This window comes from Streptomyces sp. NPDC044064 (genome assembly GCF_056434245.1).
Map to the genome: position 1 here is coordinate 109,240 of NZ_JBWKFN010000011.1, position 22,973 is coordinate 132,212.

A 22,973-nucleotide genomic window follows, 5' to 3' on the forward strand; every position below is an offset into this window, starting at 1 on the left:
CATGATCACTCGAACTGCACGTAAAGCAATCGAAAGATCATTGATCAAGACTGAAGCCGCGAAAGCCGGATAATCGGACATGGCGCCCGGAGGCGGCCCGCACAAGGCCCGCTTATGGTGAGCGAGGGCACGGCCCCGGTCCGCGGCGGGCGTGCCCCGGGAGGCGATCGATGCTGGTCAAGCTGTCCACCCGGCCCGCCGTACGGCGCTGCGCGGGCGCCGGAGCCCTCACCCTGGCGCTGCTCGGGTCCGGGCTGCCCGTGGCGGCCGCCGCCGACCAGCCGCAGCCGGACCTGTCCCGCTTCTACCGGCAGAAGCCGTCGTGGGCGGCCTGTGCGGGCCCGGACATGCCGAAGGACCTCCAGTGCGCGAAGGTGACCGTCCCGCTCGACTACGAACACCCGAACGCGGGCACCCTCGACCTGGCCCTGGCCCGGTACCGGGCCACCGGTAGGTCGCGGGGCTCGGTGCTGCTGAACTTCGGCGGGCCCGGCGGCGCGGGCATCCCCGAACTCTCCGGGGGCGGCAAGCAGTTCATGGACCTGACCAACGGCTACGACGTGGTCACGTTCGACCCGCGCGGCGTCGGCCGCTCCTCCCCCGTCAGCTGCGGCCAGGGCACCGAGGAGGCCGCGGCGGCGATGGGCCAGAACGCCGACATCGGCCACCCCCAGGCCCTGCTGCAGAAGCTGCGGCAGGCCGCCGACCAGTGCGCCAAACACTCCGGCCCGGTCCTGCGGCACATAGGCACCGTGAACGCCGCCCGGGACATGGACGTCATCCGCCAGGCCCTCGCCGACAAGAAGCTCAACTACCTGGGCTTCTCCTACGGCACCCGGCTCGGTGCGGTGTACGCGGCGCAGTTCCCGGACAAGCTCGGCCGGATGGCCCTGGACGGCGTGGACACCCTGACGGAGCCGCTGTCCGAGCAGGGCCTGGCGGGCGCCGAGGGGCAGCAGACCGCACTCGACGACTTCCTGGACTGGTGTACGACCGACATCGCGTGCCCGTTCGGGCAGGACCGGCGCATGGCCGGGGACCAGGTCGTCCAGCTGGTGCGCTCGCTCGACGAGAACCCGGTGCCCACGGACTTCGGCGGCACGTTCTCCGGCCAGGACCTGGTGGGCGCCATCGGGCAGGCCCTGTACAGCAAGGAGATGTGGCCCTCGCTGGAGCGTGCGCTCGTCTCGCTGGTCGAGGACGGCGACACGCGGCGGCTGCTCGGCCTCACCGCCGGCGGCGGTTTCGCCGTGCCCGTCCGGCAGGACGGCCAGGGGAAGGCCCAGGGCGGCGCGAGGCGGGACGGCGGGCTCGTGGACGCCCAGGACGTCCCGGCGGACAACCTGCCGGCCGCGCTGATGGCGATCAACTGCGCGGACGACCCCGACCGGCCCGGCGAAGCACAGATCGCCAGGGACCTGAAGGATCTCCAGGCCGCCTACGACCAGGCCTCGCCGGTCTTCGGCCGCTTCCGGCTCACCCAGCTGCTGATGTGCTACGGCCGCCCCAAGGGCACGACGTTCATCCGCGACCGGGTCAAGAACCTCGACTCGGCGAAGCTGCTGCTCGTGGGCACGCGCGGCGACCCGGCGACGCCGTACCGCTGGACCGAGGAGACGGCCGGGCGGCTCGGTTCCTCCGCCGTCGTGCTCGACAACAAGGGCGACGGACACACCGGCTACTCGTCGTCCACGTGCGTGCACCGCAAGGTCAACGACTTCCTGCTGTACGGCACCCTGCCACCGAGCGGCAGCTCCTGCCCCGCGGACGGGAACACCTGGAGCTCCGCCACGAACACCACTAATTGATGACAGGAGCAGCGCAACCGGGTGTCAGGCGTGATTCCGGCACAACCTCCCGGCCGGCCCGGACGTCACACCGGGCAGGCGCGCCTCGGCCCGCCGTACCCGTACATGACCGTGACAGGGGGCACCCGCCATGCGTTTCCGCGCCGTCATCGCCGTACCCGCCGCCTCCGCCGCCGCGGCGGCCCTGCTGCTGACCGCGCCGCCGGGCCAGGCGGCCACGGGGCACGCCCGGCCCGCCCGCTGCGCGGAGAAGGCACTGAGCCTGCGGGCGAAGGCCGCGTCCGGCGATCCCGCCGTGGTGCGGGTCAGGGTGACCAACATCGGCGCCAGGGCCTGTGTCGTGGACCGGGTGCCCACGGTCACCTTCGGTGACCTGGACGGTGCCGCGCTGCCGGTGCCGGAGGGCGGTGGGGGAGGCACGTACCGGCTCGGGGCCGGGAGGACCGCCTACGCGGCCGTGCGCACCATCGTCGACCCGGCGGACCCCGAGGCCCGCCGGGTGGACACGATCACCGTGGCCGCGTCGGCCTCCCAGTGGGGCCGCGCCTTCACCGCCGCACAGCTCGGCACCGGGAGCGAGGTCCGGGTGTGGGAGCCGGTGACGACGTGGTGGCAGCCGACGGCGGCGGCCGCGGACCGGGCACTGCGCCACGGCTGAGGGCCGGCTCCGGGGAGCCCCGCGCACCGGGTACCCGGCCACGGCCGAGGGCGCTCCCCAGGGGGCCGGGGACCGGGGAGCCGCGGACCCGGTGCCGGGGCCTCAGGCGAGGGTCAGTTCCGGGTTGTAGAGGTCGAGCCACTGGGCGAGGTCCAGGGCGCGCTCCAGGCCGCGGCGGGCCACCTGGGTGCTGACGGGGGTGTCGTTCTCGGCGGCCTCCCGGATCCGCTCCCGGTCGACCAGGTCGAAGACGCGGTGGGAGGGCCGGGCGAGGAGGTCCCTCACCTGGACCTGCAGGGCACGGGCGTACCGCGGGTCCTGGGTGGACGGGTACGGGCTCTTGACCCGGTCGTACACCGAGCGCGGCAGGAGGTCCGCGGTGGCTTCCCTGAGCAGGCTCTTCTCCCGGCCGTCGAAGGACTTCAGCGACCAGGGCGTGTTGTAGACGTACTCGACGAGCCGGTGGTCGCAGTACGGCACCCGGACCTCCAGGCCGACGGCCATGCTCATCCGGTCCTTGCGGTCGAGCAGGGTGCGGACGAAGCGGGTCAGGTGCAGGTGGCAGATCTGCCGCATCCGGTACTCGAAGTCGCTCTCGCCGTCCAGGCGGTGGATGACGGCGACGGCGGTGCGGTAGCCGTCGGCGACGTATCGCTCCAGGTCCAGGGTCTTGGCCAGGTCGGGGCGCAGTACGCCGGCGTCGTCGCCGAAGTGGCGGCCGAAGTGCACCAGCCAGGGGAAGGTCTCGGCGCGGCGGGCCTCCTCGTCGAAGAACTGCAGGTAGCCGCCGAAGACCTCGTCGGCCGACTCGCCGGACAGGGCGACCGTGGACTGGTCCCGGATGGCCCGGAAGAGCAGCAGCAGCGAGGTGTCCATGTCGCCGAAGCCGGCCGGCAGGTCGCGGGCGCGGATCACCTTCTCCCGCACGCCCGGGTCGGCGAGGGACTGGGCGTCCAGGACGATGTCCTGGTGGTCGGTTCGGGCGAGCCGGGCCACGTCGTGCACGAAGGGGGTGTCCGGGGTGCCGCGCAGCTCGTCGGCGACGAAGTTGTCGGTCTGGCCGACGAAGTCGACGGAGAAGCTGCGGACCTTCTCGCCGTGCTCGGCGAGCTGCCGGGCGGCGAGCGCGGTCATGGCGGAGGAGTCGAGGCCGCCGGAGAGCAGGGTGCAGCGCGGGACGTCGGCGACCAGCTGGCGGCGCACGATGTCGTCCAGGAGCGAGCGCACGGTGGCGACGGTGGTGTCGCGGTCGTCGCTGTGCGCACGGGTCTCCAGCCGCCAGTAGACGCGGGTGCGCAGGCCCGCGCGGTCGACGGTGACGACGGCGCCGGGTTCGACCTCGTGCATGCCGTCCCACACGGCGTGTCCCGGAGTCTTGACCATGGTGAACATCTCGCGCAGGCCGTCCAGGGCGACACGGGGCCGGGCGAGCGGGTTGGCGAGGATCGCCTTGGGTTCGGAACCGAACAGGACGCCGTCCGGGGTCGGGTGGTAGTAGAACGGCTTGATCCCCATGCGGTCGCGGATCATGACCAGCCGGTCGTGGCGGGCGTCCCACACGGCGAAGGCGTACATGCCGTTCAGCCGCTCGGCGACGGCGTCGCCCCATTCGAGGTAGCCGTGGAGGACGACCTCGGTGTCGGAGTCGGTCGTGAACCGGTGGCCGCGGTCGGTGAGTTCGCGGCGCAGTTCGGTGAAGTTGTACGCCTCCCCGGAGTAGACGAGGGCGACGGCCCCCTCGGGGGTGCGGACGGACATCGGCTGGCGGCCGCCGGGGAGGTCGATGATCGCGAGGCGGCGGTGGCCCAGGGCGGCGGGGCCCTCGGCCCAGGTGCCCCGGTCGTCCGGGCCACGACAGGCCATCGTCTCGGTCATCGCATGCAGAGCGGTGGACTCGGTGGTCAGGTCACGGTCGAAGGAGACCCAACCGGTGATGCCGCACATGCGCTGCCTCCCGTCTCCGGCCGGCGGCCGTCCCGTCGCTCGTCTGCGCTTTCCGGGGTGGACAGAAGGCGACCGCCGAACCGGTTGTATCGAGCACCTATATGACGAGCCTCCGTCAGGCGCTCGCGGCGGTCAACGCGGGCGCAACACGGACGGCCCACACTCCCTCAGGGTTTCGGCCGTGTTTTGCCCGCGCGAAATGGAAGAACCGCCGTGGCACCGGGCCGGCAGGACAGGAACCGGCCACGGGCAAAAACTTCGCCAAGCGGCTCCGGCGCTAGGCCTTCGCAGTCAGAAACCAGTCGAGCGCAGCGGTGAGTTCGGCCGGCTTCTCCACGGGCAGCTCATGGCCCGCGTCGATGATGCGCACCACCGCGTTCGGGTAGGCCTTCGCCATCCGGAGCATCTGCCGCACGGGCAGCTGGATGTCGTGGTAGCCGTGCACCATCAGGGTGGGCGTGCCGATCTCACCGGCCCGGTCGAGGAGGTCGAAGGCCCGCATGGCGCCGTACAGGGTCATGACGACCTCGCGCGGGGTGTCGGCGGAGGAGCGGATGTACTCCCGGACCTCCTCGCGCGGGTACCCCGGGGCGAAGGCCCGCTGGATGTTGGTCGCGACGAACAGCTTGTACGGCACCAGGGTGGAGGCGGCCATGAGCAGCCCCCGGCCGCGGTTGTACGTCATCCGCCCGATCGAGTTGACCAGCACCATCCGCTCCACCCGGTCCGCGTGGGAGAGGGCGATGGTCTGGGAGATCATCCCGCCCATCGAGTGGCCGACCAGCACGAACCGCTCCACCTCCAGGTGGTCGAGGAGGGCGAGGACATCCTTCGCCAGCTCCGCGATCGTGCGCACCCCGGCCCCCGTGCTCTCGCCGTGCCCGCGCAGGTCCAGCCGGATCACCCGCCGGCCGGCCGAGAAGTGCGCCAGCTGGTGGTCCCAGCGGTGCCGGTTCGCGGTCCAGCCGTGCACGAACACCACGGGCACGTCCGCGCCGTCACGGGGGCCCTCGTCGTCGTACGTCAGTACGGCTCCGTCGACGTCGAGCTGCGGCATGGGGGCCTCCTGGGTACGCTGCGGTTACTGCTCGGTACGGTAACCGGCCGCGCGCCCCGCCGTCACCGGCGTTCCCCGAGGAATTCGAGGATGTGACCGAAGACGTCGAGGGCGGCGCCCCGGCCCAGGAACGTGTCCAGGTGACCGTAGCCCGGGATCTCGGTGTAGGAGACGTCCAGCTGCGGCTGCCGGCGGGCCAGCACCTCGTGGCAGAGCCGCTGGGAGTCCAGCCACAGCCCGTTCTCGCTGCCCGAGAGCAGTAGGACCGGGGTGTCGATGCGGGCGGCCGCATCGAGGGCGTTCTGCGGCAGTGCCCGGTAGCGGTGGTCGGTGTCGTGCCAGCGGACCACGCTGCGGGCCAGCTCGATCCGGCGCAGGTGCGGCAGGATCCACAGCGGGGCGGGGCCGAGCAGCTCGGCCAGCCGGTCGTGGGTGGCGTCGGCCAGGTTCTCGTGGACGAACAGCGAGGCGCCCGTGCCCCAGGCCGAGTGGTGCAGGATCTGGCAGGTCGGATCGGGGCAGCTCGCCCTGCGGGCGGCCAGGGCGAACAGCGGGGTGTACTTCGACCACAGGCCCACCTTGCGGAAGTCGACCGGGATGTGGTCGATCCGGGTCTTCAGCAACTCCCCCGCCACGGACATCCGCAGCGACGTCCGCCCCGCCAGCCTGGGCGTCAGGAAGACTCCCTGCGAGACGACGCCCGCAAGCCCCGGCACCAGCCCGGCCGTCATGCTCAGCGACAGGGTGAGCGAGCCGATGCAGTGCGCGACCACGAACAGCGGGCGCTCGCCGATGCGTCCCCGGATGTGGGCGACGGCCTCGGGGATGTCGTACAGCGCCACGTCGTCGTAGGTGTAGCGCCGGCCGGTCTCGTTGTACGGCAGCCGGCAGCTGCCCCGCCAGTCCAGCAGCCAGGGCTCGTAGCCGTCGTCGAGGAGCGTGTCCACGAGGTTGCGGGTCTCGGGCAGCAGGAACATGTCGGCTGAGGCGGTGTGCCCGTGCAGGAGCAGCACGGCGGGCCGGCCGGTGTCCCCGGTGTCGACGCGGGTCAGGCCGAGGCGGACGCCGTCGCTCGTGCGGAACGGGATCTCCTCGACACGGGCCGGGTCGAGGCGGTGGCGCAGGGGGCGGAGGGCCTCGGTGGTGCGGACCCTGCGGAGCGCCGGCCGGGCCGGCCGGGAGGAGGTGGTCCTGAAGATCATCGGTGGTGCTCCCTGAGGGTCGGGGTGCGGCGCAGGTCGAGAAGGTCCGCCGCGGCCCGGGCGAACGGGGCGAGCAGGCCGCGGCCCATCTCCAGGCCGAACCAGGCGAGCCAGGTCAGCTTGGCCGCCCGCTTCTCCTGAGCGGTCAGACGCGGGTCCACCTTGATGCCGTCGATCTGGTCGCGGACATAGGAGTCGGCGGGTACGACGACCTCGCCCAGCAGACTCGCGGCCTCGCCCTCGCGGCCGATCTCCACGGTGAGCGCGCGGGTCTGGCGCCACAGGTCCCGGCGGGCCCGCGCGTACTTTCGGCCCTCCAGCCACCACTGGCCGCCGTCCGCGTCGCGCAGCCTCAGCCGGTAGCGCAGGAGTTGGTGACGGAGGCCGTGCTGGAGCGGAATGCCCTCCTCGGGCCGGACCCAGACGTCGCCGCGCTCCACGGTGAGCGGCTCCGGGTGGACCGCCGGGCAGGTCACCTCGCCCGTGACGTCCACCCGGCGCTCCTTCACCAGCTGGTACATGCTGGCGATGGACAGGGTGAGCGCCATCGAGCAGGGGGTCTCGGCGGCGGCCCCGACCGGGCCGACCGTGCCCTCGGTCGTCTCGGCGAACCAGAGGTAGGGCTGGTCGTCCTTGTGCGGAAGCCGGGCGAGGCCGTCGTCGGCGAGCTTCTCGAAGGTCTTCATCTGGGCCTGGGCGTCGTACCGGGCGGCCGGCGTGAGGCCGAGGGCGGCGACGAGGGCGTCGGTGCGGTCCGCGCCGGCGGCGGGGCCCTTCAGGGTCGCCTCGCACAGCTTCAGCGCGGTGGGGCTCTGCAGCACCCGGGAGAGGAAGGCGAGTTCGGGCACCGGCTCGGCCTGCAGGCGGGCGAGCGTGTCGGCGCGCCACTCGTCCCAGTCCTGGACGCGGACGTGCATGCCGCCCAGAGCCATGTCCTGTACGACGTCGTCCAGGGTGTTGGGCACACCCGTGAGGTTGTAGTCGAAGCCCCACGCGTCGGGCTCGCAGATCGCGGCGACCGCGACCCGGCTGACCCAGTCGACGGGAGCCGCGTTGAGGTAGCGGAACGCCGGTACGGTGCGGAAGCGGCCGAAGGCCGATGTCAGGCCGCTGCTGAGGTCCAGCGGGTTGTAGGCGCCGGTCTTCGTGTGGCCGCCGATGCCGCCCGGGCGGAGCGCGGTGACGACGAGTCCGTGGTCGCGTGCACGGCGCAGCGCGACCTCGGCGGCCCACTTCGACTGGTCGTAGCCGGAGATGAGCCGGTCGACGTGGGCGAGCGGGTCGTCCTCGCCCATGGACGTGATGCCGACCTCGTTGAACACGGCGATGGACGAGATGTGGTGCAGCGGCTTGGGCCGGCCGGTCGCGGCCAGCTCGGCGAGGGTGAGCGTGCCGAGGACGTTGCTGCTTCTCAACGACTGGTAGCCGCGCAGGAAGTCCACGGCGGCCGCGACGCCGACGATGCTGTCGAGTTCGTGCGCGAGGGTGTGCCACTGCTCGTCGGTGAGCCCGAGACGCGGGCTGCGGATGTCGCCGGGCAGCACGGTGACGCGCCGGCGTATCTCCGCGGACCACGGCAGCTTGTAGCTGCGCAGCTGAGCGCCGAGCCGTTCGGTCGCGGCAGCCTCGTCGGCCGCGCGGACCAGGCAGTACACATGCGCGTCGCTGTGCCGCAGCAGGTCGAGCAGCATATGGCTGCCGAGGAACCCGGTCGCACCGGTCAGCAGGATCCGCCGCGGCGCGAGCGGCTCGGGCACGTCGGTGAACGGCAGCCGGTCGGCGAGGGCGAGATCGGCCAGGATCTGGTCGAGGTCTTCCTGCCGGGCCCGGGAGTGGGGGGCGTCGGGCCGGTACGGGGTGGCGGGTACGGCGGGTGGGGTGCGGGGGGACGGGACGGGGAGGGTGTGGGGGGCGGGCGCCGGGGCGGCGAGGGGGGCGGCCGAGGCGGGAGCGCCCGGGGAGACACCGGGCGCGGCGGGAGCGGCCGAGGGGGCGCTGGGTGCGGAGATGCCCGGTGCAGCGGCTGACGCGGCCGCGGCCCGGGAGGCACCCGGTGCGGAGACAGCCGGTGCCGCGGCGAGCGGTATCGGTGTGGACGAGGGCGTCGTCGTCGCCTCGACCAGCAGCAGCCACCTTCGGGCCAGACTCGCCGGGCGGGCGTCCGCGAAGACCTCGTCGAGGTCGATCTCGATGCCCAGCTCGGCCTCCAGTTCGGCGGCCAGCTCGACCGCGTCGACGGATGTGCCGCCCGCGTCGAAGAAGTCGGCGTCGGGCGCCAGCCGGCCGGAGGGCAGGTGGCGGCCGGCCGCGGCGGCGATGACGGCCGTCAGGCCCGCCAGGTCGGGTGCCGGGGTCCGGGCGGGCTCGGGCCCGGTGTCCGCCGCCCGCACCTTGGCCAGCAGGCCGGCCACGCCGAGTCCGCCGCCGCCCCGTTCGATCGACTCGGCGATCGCCCGCCGGCCGGCGTAGGCCGACTCCTCGTTCACGTCACGCATGAGAGCCCTTCGCATTGTGCTCGGTCTTGTTCCTCACTGCTGCTCCCAGGAGCGGAAGGCCCGCAGGTGGTCGGGGGTGGTCACGACGTCCAGCCGCTCGTCGTCCGGGTCACCGCCGCCGAGCGCGGCGAGCAGCCGGCGGGCGGGGGCGTTGCGCGGGGTGCGCTCCGCGGTGAACCGGACCTTCGCGCAGCCCAGCTGTTCGGCCCGGTCGGCGAGCCGGCCGAGCAGCCGTTCCTCGACGCCCCGGCCGAGGGCGCGGCAGCTCATCAGCCAGGCGAGCACGTCGAGCTGGTCGCCGTCGGCGCGGACCGCGAGCAGCGCGATCTGGCCGTAGTCGCCGAACCGGTCCCGGGCCGCCGCCGTCCACACCTCACCCCGTTCCCGCCACCGGGCGAGGTCGCCGCCGTCGGCGGACCGGGCCCGCAGGGTGAACTGGTTGGTGCGGCGGACGAGTTGCTCGCCCCGCTCGACGTCGGCGTCGGCCAGCTCGCGGATGTCGACCTCGAGGTTCAGCTGGGCGAGGAACTCCTCGAACCCGGCGCCCTCACGGACGGCGTCCCGCTCACGCTCCTGGGCGTAGAACCGGGCCCGCAGGGCGTCCTCGGCGGTCGCCGCGACCGGGACGAGCGGCCACAACCGGTCCAGGAACGCGTCGAGTCCGTCGGCCGGCGGGCACGTCACGGACAGCACCTGCGGGTGCATCGCGCGCATCCTGGCGATCTCGGCCGGGTTGTCGTCCAGGAACAGGAAGCTGTCCAGGCCGAGGTTGAGGGTGCGGGCGGCCTCGGCGAGGCGGTCGGGCTTGGGGTTCCAGGCGGCGGAGACCACGCTGAAGTGCTCGGCCTTCAGCAGGCTGTCGGGGCGGTCCAGGACTGCCCGGACCGTCGCCTCGTCGTTGTTGCTGACCAGCGCCAGCAGCGCGCCGGCCTCCCGCCACCGCAGCAGCCTGCGGGCCAGCCGCGCGCGGGAGCCGGTGAGGTCCACCGCCTCGGGGCCGGCCTCGCCCGCCACTCCGCCCCACAGGGTCTCGTCGCCGTCGACGGCGATCACCTTGGGCGCGGGGCGCCGTACGGCCCTGACCACCTCGGCCAGACGCAGCGCCACGGCTGCCTGGAAGGCCGGGGTGAAGGGCAGGTGGGCGAGACGCTCGGTGCGCTGGTCGAAGCGGTCCTCGACGGTGTGGTGCCGGGTCCACTCGTCGGGGCCGAGCACCGCGATGCCGGGCAGTCCGGCCAGGTCGGCGGCGATCCCGCGCTCCCAGTCGAGGAGGCGGTCATCGGCCCCGGCGGTCGGCAGGACACCGACGACCAGCGGCCTGCGGGTGCGCTCGGCGAGGGACTTCAGCGCGGCCGGGTAGGCGCCGCGCAGTTCGGCGAGGACCGTGTCGTCCACCGCTCCGAACCGCTCCAGGTCGGCGGCCCGCAGCAGGACTACGCCCACCGTGGTGGCCGGGTCGGCGAGGACGCCAGAGGGGTCCTGGAGGGCGGCGAGCACCTGGTGGTACGGGGCCTCGGCGACCGTCGCCCTCTCCTCCTCCAGCGCCGCCTCGCACATCAGGGACAGGTTGCCGAGGGCGAAGGTGGCGGCGAGGGCGAGACGCGGTCCCTCGACCGCCGTCCGCTGAACGGCCGTCGTGCTCTCGCGTACGGCCACGGTCGCGTCCTCGGCCGTCTCCGCGAGCAACTCCAGGAACTCCTCGCCGAGTTCGGTCGCGGTGTCCGCGTCCAGGATGTCGAGATTGTGGTCGAGACGGACGGTGCCCGCGTCCGGGGTCATGGTGATCATCAGATCGAGGTCGGTGTGGCCGACGCCGGCGGGCAGCACTTCGAGGCTGGTCAACCGGCCCGAGAAGCGTACGTAGTTGAAGTACACCTCGACGAGCGGTGCGTTGGCGCGGTGCAGGCCCTGCCGGGCGAGCGTGGCGAGGACGTCGGAGAACATGGCGCCCTTCGCCAGGATCCGCTGCAGGCGCTCGTCGGTGCGGACCAGCACGTCCGCGACCCGCTCCCCGGCCGCCGCCTGGGCGGGGAAGGGCACGGGGACACCGAAGAAGCCCACCGCGCCGTACGCGTCTGCGTGGATACGGGTGTCCACGGGCACGGCGAGCGCGAACCGCTCCCGTTCCCGCTTCCTGGCCAGCAGCACGGTGAGGGTGCCGAGGCAGAACGCGGCGGGCGTGACGGCCAGAGCGCTCGCGGCGGCCGAGATCCGCTCCACGAGACCGTCCGGGACGGTCACGGTGACGCTGCCGGACCGGTAGGAGCGGGTCTCCGGGCGCGGCCGGGCCAGGGTCAGGTCGAGTCGTTCGCTGCCCTGGAAGGCCGCGCGCCAGTCGTCGCCGGGGCCGTCGCCGCCGCCCTGCTGGGCCTCGATCAGCAGGTCGATGTCCCGGTTGGTGACGGTGCCGTCGAGCGGGGTGCCGGAGAGTTCGGCGTCGATCTCGGCGGCCACGAGGAGCAGGGACTGCAGGTCGCTGACCGCGTGATGGGCGCCGAAGACGAGGATCTGGCCCTGCGGGCCGCCGTCGGCGAGTTCGAACCGCCACAGCGGCGGGACGGCCAGGTCGAACGGCGGCTCCAGGAGCAGCCGCAGCCGCTCGGCGGCGTCGGCCTCCGTGGTCTCGGTCCACCGCAGCAGCGGCGTGGGCGGCCGACGGTCCACCCGCAGCTGCCGGCCGCCCTCGTCGCCGGTCACGACGGCGGTGCGCAGGGCTGCGTGGCGGGCGGCGAGCCGGTCCAGGATGCCGCTGAGGGCTTCCTGCGTGGTCGGCGTCCTGAGCCGTACGGCCAGGCCGACGCCGTGGGCCGCGTCGGGCATGTCCGGCTGGGCACTGCGCAGGAGTCGTACGACATCCCTGGTCGCGGGCCGCAGTTCGGTCTCGGGCACGTCCCGCGCGGGCGAGCTGCCGGTTCCCTCTGCGGGGGCGGCGCGCTCGGCGGGGGCGGCGCGTTCGGGCAGGGCCGCGCCGAGGGTGCGGGCGAGGCCGCGGACGTCGGCGGCGGAGAACACGTCGGCGGCCGGGAGTTCGACGCCCAGCTCGCGGGCGAACGCGTTGCGCAGCCGGACCAGCATCAGCGAGTCCAGGCCCAGCTCCTTCAGCGCCGTGGTGGCGAACACGTCCACGGCGCCGCCGGAGACCTCGCCGACCCGGGCCCGTACATAGGTTTCCAGCCACTCGGTGCGCTCCTGCCCGGGGGCGGCCGCGAACACCTTGTCGACCAGGTCGTCGGTGTCCGCGCCGCCGGCCGGGGCGGACACCAGGTCGGCGAGCAGCGGGCGGCTGCGTACCGCGTCCGGGTCGAGGGCCAGCAGCTCCCAGTCGAGGGCGATCGGGGCGAGCTGGCGGCGGGCGGTGCCCAGCACCCGCTCGAAGAGTTCGCCGCCGTCCTGCGGGGAGAAGGCGACCAGGCCGGAGCGGCTGGTCTCGGCGGCCCTGGTGCCGGACTCGGCGACCATGCCGACGCCCGCCCAGGCACCCCAGTCCAGGCTCAGCGCCCGTCGGCCGGCGCCGGAGAGGTGGTGTGCCCAGGCGTCGAGGAAGGCGTTCGCCGCCGAGTACGGGCTCTGTCCGGCCGAGCCAAGCAGACCGGCCGCCGAGGCGAACAGGACCAGGTTCCCGGCCTCCGGGACCAGTTCGGTGAGCAGGGCGGTACCGAGCACCTTGGGCGCGAGGACGCGTCGCACGCGCTCCTCGGTGAGGTTCGCCAGCGTGGCGTCGTCCAGGACACCTGCGGCGTGGACCACGGTGGAGACCGGGCCCGCCTCGCGGCGCAGCGCGTCCAGGGCGGCGCCGAGTCCGGCACGGTCGGCGACGTCGGCGCGGGCGAGGTGCACGGTGACGCCCCGCTGTTCGAGGCCCTGTATCCAGGCGGTGGCAGCGGTGTCCGGCGTGCCGCGGCTCAGCAGGGCGAGCCGCCGGGCACCCCGGCGCACCAGCCGTTCGGCGACGACACGGCCGAGGCCGCCCAGACCACCGGTGATCAGGTGCACGCCGTCCGGCAGTTCGGGGTGGCCGCCTTCGTCGGGGCGGGTACGGGCCAGGCGCGGGACGAGCCGGCCGGTGCCGCGGAGCGCGACGAGACGCTCGTCGTCGGCGTGCCACAGCTGGGTCCACAGCGCGTCGGCGCCGCCGTCGGCGGGCAGGTCGACCAGCGTGGTGGCGAGTTCCGGGTGCTCCTGGGCCACGGCGAGTCCGAAGCCCCAGGCGAGGGCCTGCTCCGGCCGGGTCACCTCCGTGCTGCCACCCGCGGCCTGGCTGCCGCGTACGACGACGAACAGACGCGGTGTCCGGCCCTTGGACCGATCGCGCCCGGTGAGGGCCCGGACCAGGTGCAGGGTGGTCAGGCAGCAGAGCCGGGCGGCTTCCTCGGCTTCGCGGTCGCCGGAGACCGGCGGGGCGTCGAGCGCGGACAGCTGGACCACCCGCTCGGGCGGCGCGTCCGCGAAGGCCTCGTCCAGGAGCCGGGCCCACTGGGCCGGGTCCGCGGGGTCGAGGACGTAGCGGCCGGGGCCTTCGACGCCGTACGCGGTGCCCGGGCGGACGACGACGTGCGGAGCCAGGTCAGCCAGCCTGGCGGTGAGTTCGTCGGCGGCTCCGGTCCGGTCGGCGACGACGAGCCAGCTGCCCTCCGCGGGCGGCTCCTGCGCCTCGGGACGGGGTTGCCAGCGGGTCTCGAAGAGGGCGCCGTCCAGTGGGGAGAGCGCGGCGAGCCGGAACTCGTCGGCTGCCAGCACGAGTTGGCCGTCCTCGTCCCACAGACGCAGGTCGAGGAGGGCGGTGTCGCCGTCGACAGCGCGCAGGTCGCAGCTCACCCAGGCGGGTGCGGTGCGCAGGCCGGTGAACCGTACGTGTCCGGCACCGGCGGGCACGAACGCCCGGCCCTGCGGGGCGGCCGCGGGCAGCGCTGCCGTGTGGAAGGAGGCGTCGAGCGTGGCGGGGTGCAGGAGGTGACCGGCTGCGGGCCGGTCGGCCAGGCGCGCCACCGCTGTCGTGCCGCCGTCCCGGTGGCCCTCGGACAGGCCCCGGAAGGCGGGGCCGTAGTCGATGCCGAGGGCGGCGAGTCCGGCGTAGACGGCGGGCAGGTCGACGCGCTCGGTGCAGCGTTCGCGCAGCGCGGCGAGTTCCGCGCCCGCGTCCTCCGCGGGCTCCGCAGTCCCGGCGATCGGCTCCGCAGTGAGGGCGATGCGCCCGGTCACGTGCCGCTCCCACCGCGGCCGTCGCGCACCGGCGGCGGCCGAGGCGACGGAGAACTCCCGGTGGCCGTCCTCCGCGGGCCGCAGCACCAGTTGCACCCGTACGGGCCGGTCGGCGTCCAGTCGCAGCGGCTGGACGAACCGAACGTCGGACAGCCGCACCTCGTCGCCGTCGGCGAGCGTGTTCGCGGCCTCCAGCACCAGGTCCAGGAAGGCGGCGCCCGGCAGCCACACCTCGCCCGTGACCTGATGGTCGGTCAGGTAGGCGAAGCGGCTGTCGTTCAGGTCGATCTCGCTCTGGAAGAGGTCCCGGCCGGGTTCGTCGCTGGCCTGGACGTGGGTGCCGAGCAGCGGTGAGCCACCGGTGGAGGTGGCCTGGACGGGGGCGAGCCAGTGGCGTTCGCGGGCGAAGGCGTAGGTGGGCAGGTCGGCGCGGCGGCCGTGCGGGAAGAGCGCCGTCCAGTCGGGCGTGTGTCCGGCCTCGTACAACTCCCCCAGCCTGCCGAGCAGTACGTCCTGCCCGTCGCGGCCACGGCGCAGTGAGCCGATGCCCACCGCGTCGGTCCCGGCCTCGGCGGCGACGGCCTCGATCGCCGCGGTGAGCGAGGGGTGCGGGCTGAGTTCCACGAAGTAGCGGTAACCGTCGTCGAGCATCCGGCGCACGGTGTCGGCGAAGCGGACCGGGTGGCGCAGGTTGTCGAACCAGTAGGCGGCGTCCAGGCCGTCCCCGGTGACGGGTTCGGCGAGCACGGACGAGTAGAGCGGGGTCGGTGTGCCGGTGCCCCGGATGCCGGAGAAGCGTTCGAGGAGTTCCGCGCGCAGCGGTTCCATGAGCGGGGTGTGCGAGGCGAACGGCGTCGACAGGACTCGCGCGAAGACACCCCGCTCCTCCAGCCGGTGACGCAGTGCGGTGAGCGCGTCCGCCTCGCCGGAGACGGCGGTGGCACCGGGACCGTTGACGGCTCCGACGAACAGCCGGCCGGCGTAGGGCTCGAGCAGCTCCTCGACGTCGGCGAGCGGCAGCTCCACGGCGAGCATGCCGCCCTGCCCGACGAGCGGGACCACTGCTGCGGCCCGCCCGGTGACGGCGGCCACGGCGTCGTCCAGGGTGAGGGCTCCCGCGCTGTACGCGGCGGCGATCTCGCCCAGGCTGTGGCCGACCACCGCGTCCGGGGTGACGCCGAGTTCCCGCCAGGCGGCGGCCAGCGCGGCGTTGACGGCGAACAGCACCGGCTGGAGGTACTCGGTGCGGTCGAGCGGGGAGAACTCCTCCGGTGCGCGCAGCACGTTCAGCACGGACCAGCCGGCCTGCCGCTCGACGGCGGCGTCGATACGGGTCAGCTCCGCCCGGAAGGCCTCCGACTGGGACAGCAGCTCCAGACCCATGCCGGTCCATTGGCCGCCGTGTCCGGCGAAGACGAAGGCGACCTTGCCGGTCTGGTCCTGGCGGGGCGCGGGCACGGGCTTGCGTCCGCTGCCCAACGCTTTGAGGGAGGAGAGGAGTTCGTCGCGGTCGCCCGCGACGACCGCGGTGCGCCACTCGAAGTGGCTGCGGTGCCGAACCAGGGTGTGGGCGACGTCCGGGAGGGAGGTGTCGGGGGTGGTGTACCGGGCGAGCCGCGCCGCCTGCCCGCGCAGACCGGCCTCACTGCGTCCCGAGAGCAGGAACAGCCTCTTCCCTTCGGGGAGTTCGGCTTCCTGCAGCGACCTGGCGGGGGCTTCCTCCACGATGACGTGCGCGTTGGTGCCGCTGATGCCGAAGGCGCTGACCCCGGCCCGGCGCACCCGCTCCTCCGTCGCCGGCCAGGCGACCGGTTCCTGCAGCAGGCTCAGGCCGCTGCCGTCCCACTCGACGTGCCGGCTCGGCGTGCCGGCGTGCAGGGTGCGGGGCAGGGTCTGGTGGCGCAGCGACTGCACCACCTTGATCAGCCCGGCCACGCCCGAAGCGGCCTGCGCGTGGCCGATGTTGGACTTCAGCGACCCCAGGTACAGCGGGCGGTCCTCGGGGCGGGAGCGCGCGAAGACCTCGGCCAGGGCGTTGGCCTCGATCGGGTCGCCGAGGGTGGTCCCGGTCCCGTGGGCCTCGATGTAGTCGAGGTCGGCGGGTGCCAGCCCGGACAGCTCGAGCGCGCGACGGAGCACCTGTTCCTGGGCCGGGCCGTTGGGCGCGGACAGGCCCTGGCTGCGGCCGTCCTGGTTGACGGCCGTGCCGCGCAGCACGGCGAGCACCTCGTCGCCGTCCCGCTCGGCGTCGCTCAGTCGCTTGAGGACGAGCATGCCCGCGCCCTCCGCCCAGATTGCGCCGTCGGCGTCGTCGGAGAAGGACCGGCAGCGGCCGGTCGGGGACAGGCCGCGCAGGCGGCTGAACTCCACGAAGGTCTGCGGGGTCACCATGAGCGTCACCCCGCCGGCCAGGGCCAGGTCACACTCCCCGGCGCGCAGGGCCTGGGCGGCCAGATGCGTCGCGACCAGGGAGGACGAGCAGGCCGTGTCCACGGTCAGCGCCGGGCCGTGCAGGCCGAGCGCATAGGCCAGCCGGCCGGAGGCGACGCTGAGCGCCGAGCCGGTGCCGACGTAGCCGTCCAGCTGATCGAGGCGGGAGCCCGCCAGGTAGTCGCTGCCGAACATGCCGACGTACACGCCGGTGGTGCTGCCGGCGAGCCGGGCGGGCACGATTCCGGCGCGCTCCAGTGCCTCCCAGGCCGTCTCCAGCAGCAGCCGCTGCTGGGGGTCCATGGCGGCGGCCTCCTTCGGGGTGATGCCGAAGAAGCCCGCGTCGAAGGACTCGATGTCGTCCAGGAAGCCGCCTTCGCGGGCATAGGACTTGCCGAGCGCGTCCGGGTCGGGGTCGTAGAGCGCCTCCACGTCCCAGCGTCCGGCCGGGAACGGGCCGACGGCGTCCCGGCCTTCGGCGACCAGCCGCCACAGGCCGTCCGGGTCGCTCACCGAGCCGGGCAGCCGGCAGGCCATGGCGACGATGGCGATCGGTTCGTCGCCGGCGGGCGAGGTCGTCCTGGCCCGCTGTACCCGGACCTTGCCCGAGGCGCGCCCCAGCACGGTGGTGAGCAGGTACTCGGCGAGCCGGTCGGCGGTGGGGTGGTCGAACAGGAGGGTGGCGGGCAGGCGGGTGCCGAGCCGGGCCCCGATGCGGTTGCGCAGTTCGACGGCGGTGACGGAGTCCATGCCGAGGTCGCGCAGCGGCTGGTCGGGGCGCACGGATTCGGCCGAGCGCAGGCCGAGGGCGCGGGATGCCTCGTCACGGACCAGGGCAAGGACGCGCTCGGCCCGCTCGGGCTCGGGCAGCCGGGCCAGGCGGTCGGCGAGGGCGTCTGCCCCGGTGCCGCGCGAGGCGGGCAGCAGCGAGCGCCACAGGGCGGTGCCGCCTGCGTCCGACCGGCGCAGCCGGGACAGGTCGAGGGACCAGGCCACCAGGTGCGGGGCGGTGCGCCGCAGGGCCAGCGCGACGAGGTCGCGGCCCTGCTCCGGGGTGAGCGCCCGGTGGCCGAGCCGGGCCATGCGGTCCAGGTCGGCATGGGCCGCGGCGAGGCCCTCACCGGCCCAGGCGCCGAAGGAGATCGAGCTGCCGGGCAGGCCCAGGGACCGCCTGTGGTGGGCGAGTTGGTCGAGGAAGGCGTTGGCGGCCGCGTAGTTGCCCTGGCCCGCGTTGCCCACGACACCGGCGGCCGAGGACACCAGCAGGAACAGGTCCAGCGGGGCGTCGGCGGTGAGCCGGTGCAGGTGGAGGGCTCCGTCGACCTTGGGTCGCAGTACCCGCGCCAGCCGCTCTGGCGTCAGCTCTGCGACGACCCCGTCGTCCAGGATGCCGGCGCAGTGCACGACACCGCGCAGGGGCGAATCCTGGCCCGCCCGGGCGAGTACGTCGGCGACGGCGGCCGGGTCGGTGACCTCGCAGGCGACGACCTCGGCCGCGGCGCCGAGCGTGGCCAGTTCGGCGACCGTCTCGGCCGCGCGGGGATCATCGGCACCCCGGCGCGCCGTCAACAGGAGCCGGGGAACGCCGCGTTGGGCGAAGAGACGGGCGATGTGCCGGCCGACGGCACCCAGACCGCCGGTGATCAGGACGGTCCCGTCCGTGGGGAGGTGTCCCGCCGAGCCCCGCTCGTGTCGGTCGGGGCGTGCGCGCACCAACCGGGGGACGAGCAACGCCCCTTCGCGAAGGGCGAGTTCGGGTGCCCCGGCAAGGCCTGCGGCAGCGCTGAGCGCAGCCTCCGGATCGCCGTCGTCGAGGTCCAGCAACGTCAGCCCGAGGTCCGGGTGTTCCGCCCGGGCGCTGCGGACGAGCCCCCACAGCACCGACTGGGTGTATCCGGCGACCGGGTCGCCGTCGGCGGCGGCGATCGCGCCGCGGGTCACCCAGACGGTCCGGGCGGGCATCCGGTCCTCGGGGAGCGCGATGAGGCGCTGCAGCTCGGCGAGCGCGGTGGCCGCCAGCTCATGGGCACCGGACACCGCTTCGCCGGGGTGCGGCCAGAATCGTACGGCGACGTCGGCGCCCGTCTCGCGCAGCGCGAGGCCCCGCAGAGCGGCCTGCGCCTTCGGGTCTGCCGGATCGCCGGCCACGGTCCAGGTGAGGTCCGGCGCTGCGGCGGGCGGCTCCTCGGTGACGGCGGTCCAGGCCACCTCGTACAGGTGCCGGGCGTTTTCCGAACCGGCGTCGAGGTCGGCCTGGTCGGCGGCGCGCAGGCGCACGGACTCCAGGCGTCCGGCGGGCAGGCCGTCGGCGTCCCACAGCGTGACGTCCAGGGTGAGGTCCGAGTCGGCGCCGCCGGTGCGCCGCACTCGTGCGGTCAGGTCGCCCGCGCCGCCGTGCGGCAGGACACAGCGGCCCACGGCGACGGGGAGCAGGGCGCGTCCGTCGGCCGCCCCGAAGGCGGCGGTGACATGCAGAGCGGCGTCCAGCAGAGCCGGGTGCACCGGGTACGGGTCGGCCCCGTCGCGGGCGCCGGCGGGCAGGGAGAGCCGGGCGAGGAGTTCTCCGTCACCGGTCGTGACCGCCGAGCGTACGCCCTGGAAGGCGGGCCCGTAGCCGAGGCCGAGGCCGGCCAGACGGTCGTACGTCTGCGCGGTCCAGGCCTCTTCGGCGGTGTCGGGCCAGTGCGGCGGGCGGCCCGTGGTGAGCGGGGCGGACTCGGCCGCGGAGGCGGTGGCGTGCAGGGTCCAGCCGGGGGCGTCCTGGCCGCGCGGACGGCTGTGCACGGTGATCTCGGGCACCGGACCGGCGGTGACGACCTCGACGGAGACCTCGACCGTGCCGGTGCCGGGCAGGACGAGGGGGCTGAGCAGGAGCAGGTCGGTGACGTCGGCCGCGTCGTCCGGGCGGGCCACGGCGAGGGCGGCACGGCACAGTTCCATCAGGGTGGTGCCGGAGACCACGGTGCGGCCGAACACGGTGTGGTCGGGCAGCCAGTCGGCGGTGGCCGGGGACCACTCGTTGCGGAAGGTCCAGCGGGTCTCGTCGGCGGACTGGAGCTGGATGCCGAGGAGCGGATGCGCGGCCCGGTCGAACAGGGCGGGGCCGTCGGCGGCGGTCTCCGGTTCGATCCAGTGGCGCTGCGCGTCCCAGGCGTAGGTGGGCAGGTCGGCGGTGTCGCCGTCGGGGACCAGGCGGCGCCAGTCGATCCGCCGTCCGTGGACGTGGAGTTCGGCGGCTGCCCGGTCCAGGCAGGCGGGGCCGTCCTCGTCGCGGCCCAGCGAGCCGACCGCGGTCAGGTCGTGGCCGGTGTCCTCGCCGAGGGTGCGCAGCGCGGTGAGCAGGGCCGGGTGGGGGCTCAGTTCCACGAAGTGGCGGTAGCCGTCGGCGAGCATGCGCTCGACGGTGGGCGCGAAGCGGACGGTCTCGCGGAGGTTGGTGTACCAGTACCCGGCCTCCAGTTCCTCGGTGACCGGTTCGGCGGTGACCGTGGAGTACCAGGCGATGTCCGTCGGGTACGTGGTCACACCGTCGAGTTCGTCGAGGATCCGGTCGCGGACCGGTTCGACCCGGTCGCTGTGGGAGGCGTAGTCGACGTCGAGACGGCGGACGAACACCTGGCGGGCTTCGAGGCGGGCGAGCAGCGCTTCCACCGCTTCGACGGCGCCCGCGACCACGGTCGCCCGGCCGCTGTTGACGGCGGCGACCGACACGGCCCCGTCGAGTTCGGCCCGGACCTCGTCGTGGGGCAGCGCGACGACGGCCATGGTGCCGGTGCCGGACAGGTCGGTCAGGGCCTGGCTGCGCAGGGCGACGACGGCGGCCGCGTCGTTGAGGCTGAGTGCGCCGGCGACACAGGCCGCGGCGACCTCGCCCTGGCTGTGCCCGATCACGGCGTCCGGACGGATGCCCCGGGCGCGCCACACGGCGGCCAGCGAGACCATCACGGCGAACAGGGCGGGCTGGACGACGTCCACGCGGTCCGGGGACGGGGCGCCGGCATCGCCGCGCAGCACCGCGGCCACGGACCACTCGGTGAACGGGCGCAGCGCCGCGTCGCAGCGGTCGAGTTCGTCGGCGAACACGGGGTCCCGCTCCAGCAGGTCGCGAGCCATGCCGGCCCACTGGCTGCCCTGGCCGGGGAAGACGAAGGCCAGCTTGCCGGCGGGGGCGGTCCGCTCCGGGCCGGTGGTGTGGTCGGGGTCGGGGTGTCCGTCGGCGAGCGCGCGCAGGGCGTCGACGAGCCGGGTGCGGTCGGTGGCCCGGACGACGGCCCGGTGGTCGAAGTGGGTGCGGTGGTGGGCGAGGGTCGCGGCGACCTCGGGGAGCGCGGGCTCCGGGCGTGTCTCCAGGGCGTCGAGCAGCCGGGCGGCCTGGCCGCGCAGGGCGGCGAGGCTGCGGGCGGAGAGCGGGAAGAGGGCGGGGGCGGCCTGCTGCGCGGGGGTGTCCGCGGTGGCGGGTTCCGGTGCTTCCTCCAGGACCACGTGGGCGTTGGTGCCGCTGATGCCGAAGGCGCTGACCCCGGCCCGGCGCACCCTGTCCGCGGTGCGCGGCCAGTCCTGTCCGGCGCTCTGCACGTGCAGTCCGCTGCCGGTCCAGTCGATCCCGTCGGTGCGGGGCTCGGCGTGCAGGGAGGCGGGCAGGTGCTCGTGACCGAGGGCGAGGACGGTCTTGATGACGCCGCCGATGCCCGCGGCCGCCTGGGTGTGGCCGATGTTGGACTTCAGGGAGCCGATGCCGAGGGGGCGGTCGGCCGGCCGGCCGGGTCCGAACACGTTGGCCAGGGCGCGGAGTTCGATGGGGTCGCCGAGCCGGGTGCCGGTGCCGTGGGCCTCGACGTGGTCGAGGTCGTGCGCAGTGAGCCCGGCGGCGTCCAGGGCGGCGCGCACCACTCGTTCCTGCGCCGGGCCGCTCGGGGCGCTGAGGCCCTGGCTGCGGCCGTCCTGGTTGATCGCCGAGCCCTTGACGACGGCCAGGATCCGGTCGCCGTCCCGGCGCGCGTCCGCGAGCCGCTTGAGCACGACGAGCCCGCAGCCCTCGGCCCACACGACGCCGTCCGCGTCGGCGGAGAACGGGCTGCACCGCCCGGACGGGGACAGTCCGCGCAGCCTGCTGAACTCGACGTGGCCGCGCGGGGTGACCAGCAGGGTGGCCCCGCCGGCCAGGGCGAGATCGCACTCGCCGCTCGCCAGGGCGCGCGCCGCCAGGTGCAGGGCGACCAGCGAGGACGAGCAGGCGGTGTCGACGGTCACCGCAGGGCCCTGCAGGCCGAGGGTGTAGGCGATGCGTCCGGAGGCCACGCTGGCCGCCGATCCGGTGCCGACGTGTCCGTCGAGCCGGGTGAGCGGGGCGGTGGCGAGGTAGCCGCTGTCGTACAGGCCGAGATAGACGCCGGTGGAGCTGCCGTTCAGGGACTCCGGGAGCATTCCGGCGCGTTCGATCGCCTCCCAGGTGGTCTGCAGGAGCAGCCGCTGCTGGGGATCCATGGCGGCGGCCTCGCGCGGCGAGATGCCGAAGAAGGCCGCGTCGAAACGGTCGATGCCGCCGTCGAGGAAGCCGCCGCGCAGGGTGTAGGCCTTGCCGGCGGCCTCGGGGTCGGGGTCGTGCAGGCCGTTGGTGTCCCAACGGCCCGCCGGAACCTCGGAGATGGCGTCCTCGCCCGAGGTCAGCAGCCGCCACAGCGCCTCGGGGTCCTCGGCGCCGCCGGGGAAGCGGCAGGCCATGGAGATGATCGCCACGTCGTCGCCGGGACCGGTCCGCTCCACGGCCGTGCTCGGCAACGGCGTCTGTGCCCGCTGCGGTTCGAAGACGGCCTGCGCGACGGCGGCGATGGTGGGGTGGTTGAAGACGAGGGACGGCTCCAGGGTGCGGCCGGTCAGGGTGCCGAGTTCGGCGGCCAGGGTGACCAACTGGCGTGATCCCAGGCCGAACTCGGCGAGCGGCCGGTGCGGGTCGACGTCCGCCGGGTCGGTCCCGGCCGACTCGGCGACGGCCGATGCCAGCCAGGCCCGGACTCCCTCGGAGGTCGTCAGGGACGGCTCGGGGGCATGCTTCGGGGACTCGTTCGCAGGCATCTGGGCAGGTGTCCTCGTGAACTCGGGCTCATGCTGGATTCCGTACCGGGCGACGGGTGTGCGGTACGGCGGAACGGGCGGCGTACGGCCGCGAGGGCCTCCCGCGCC

Annotated in this window: 7 protein-coding genes; 2 read left to right on the forward strand and 5 right to left on the reverse strand. The window is 74.2% G+C overall.

Translation table 11 applies throughout. From position 1 onward, the window contains the following. Positions 1-170 precede the first annotated feature (170 nt). Complete coding sequence (locus AC07DS_RS19530; RefSeq protein WP_479146894.1) at positions 171-1,808, forward strand: alpha/beta hydrolase; 1,638 nt, start codon at positions 171-173, stop codon at positions 1,806-1,808. A gap of 130 nt (positions 1,809-1,938) precedes the next feature. Next, positions 1,939-2,466, forward strand: coding sequence for a DUF4232 domain-containing protein (locus AC07DS_RS19535; protein ID WP_479146895.1), 528 nt, complete (start codon positions 1,939-1,941; stop codon positions 2,464-2,466). Positions 2,467-2,568: 102 nt separating this feature from the next. Here the strand turns inward: AC07DS_RS19535 and asnB are convergent, their stop codons facing one another. From asnB to AC07DS_RS19560, 5 genes are all read right to left on the reverse strand, one after another. Continuing rightward, positions 2,569-4,410, reverse strand: a complete 1,842-nt coding sequence (asnB, locus tag AC07DS_RS19540) for an asparagine synthase (glutamine-hydrolyzing) (RefSeq protein WP_479146897.1) — start codon at positions 4,408-4,410, stop codon at positions 2,569-2,571. A gap of 277 nt (positions 4,411-4,687) precedes the next feature. Beyond that, on the reverse strand, positions 4,688-5,467 hold the full coding sequence (locus AC07DS_RS19545; protein WP_145881452.1) for an alpha/beta fold hydrolase: 780 nt from the start codon (positions 5,465-5,467) through the stop codon (positions 4,688-4,690). A 62-nt stretch (positions 5,468-5,529) separates the two neighbouring features. After that, the gene (locus AC07DS_RS19550; RefSeq protein ID WP_479146900.1) at positions 5,530-6,669 is read right to left on the reverse strand and encodes an alpha/beta hydrolase; all 1,140 of its coding nucleotides are present in this window, start codon (positions 6,667-6,669) and stop codon (positions 5,530-5,532) included. Beyond that, on the reverse strand, positions 6,666-9,164 hold the full coding sequence (locus AC07DS_RS19555) for a thioester reductase domain-containing protein (RefSeq protein WP_479146902.1): 2,499 nt from the start codon (positions 9,162-9,164) through the stop codon (positions 6,666-6,668). Before AC07DS_RS19555 ends, AC07DS_RS19550 begins: the two co-directional genes overlap by 4 nt. A gap of 33 nt (positions 9,165-9,197) precedes the next feature. Beyond that, positions 9,198-22,865: an SDR family NAD(P)-dependent oxidoreductase gene (locus AC07DS_RS19560; protein ID WP_479146903.1), complete on the reverse strand. Its 13,668-nt coding sequence runs from the start codon at positions 22,863-22,865 to the stop codon at positions 9,198-9,200. Positions 22,866-22,973 lie beyond the last annotated feature (108 nt).

Excerpts from the sequence above, each read along its gene's own strand:
- AC07DS_RS19530 (WP_479146894.1), top strand. The coding sequence starts at position 171 with ATGCTGGTCAAGCTGTCCACCCGGCCCGCCGTACGGCGCTGCGCGGGC.
- asnB (WP_479146897.1), bottom strand. The coding sequence starts at position 4,410 with ATGTGCGGCATCACCGGTTGGGTCTCCTTCGACCGTGACCTGACCACC.
- AC07DS_RS19560 (WP_479146903.1), bottom strand. The coding sequence starts at position 22,865 with ATGCCTGCGAACGAGTCCCCGAAGCATGCCCCCGAGCCGTCCCTGACG.
- AC07DS_RS19555 (WP_479146902.1), bottom strand. The coding sequence starts at position 9,164 with ATGCGTGACGTGAACGAGGAGTCGGCCTACGCCGGCCGGCGGGCGATC.
- AC07DS_RS19550 (WP_479146900.1), bottom strand. The coding sequence starts at position 6,669 with ATGATCTTCAGGACCACCTCCTCCCGGCCGGCCCGGCCGGCGCTCCGC.
- AC07DS_RS19545 (WP_145881452.1), bottom strand. The coding sequence starts at position 5,467 with ATGCCGCAGCTCGACGTCGACGGAGCCGTACTGACGTACGACGACGAG.
- AC07DS_RS19535 (WP_479146895.1), top strand. The coding sequence starts at position 1,939 with ATGCGTTTCCGCGCCGTCATCGCCGTACCCGCCGCCTCCGCCGCCGCG.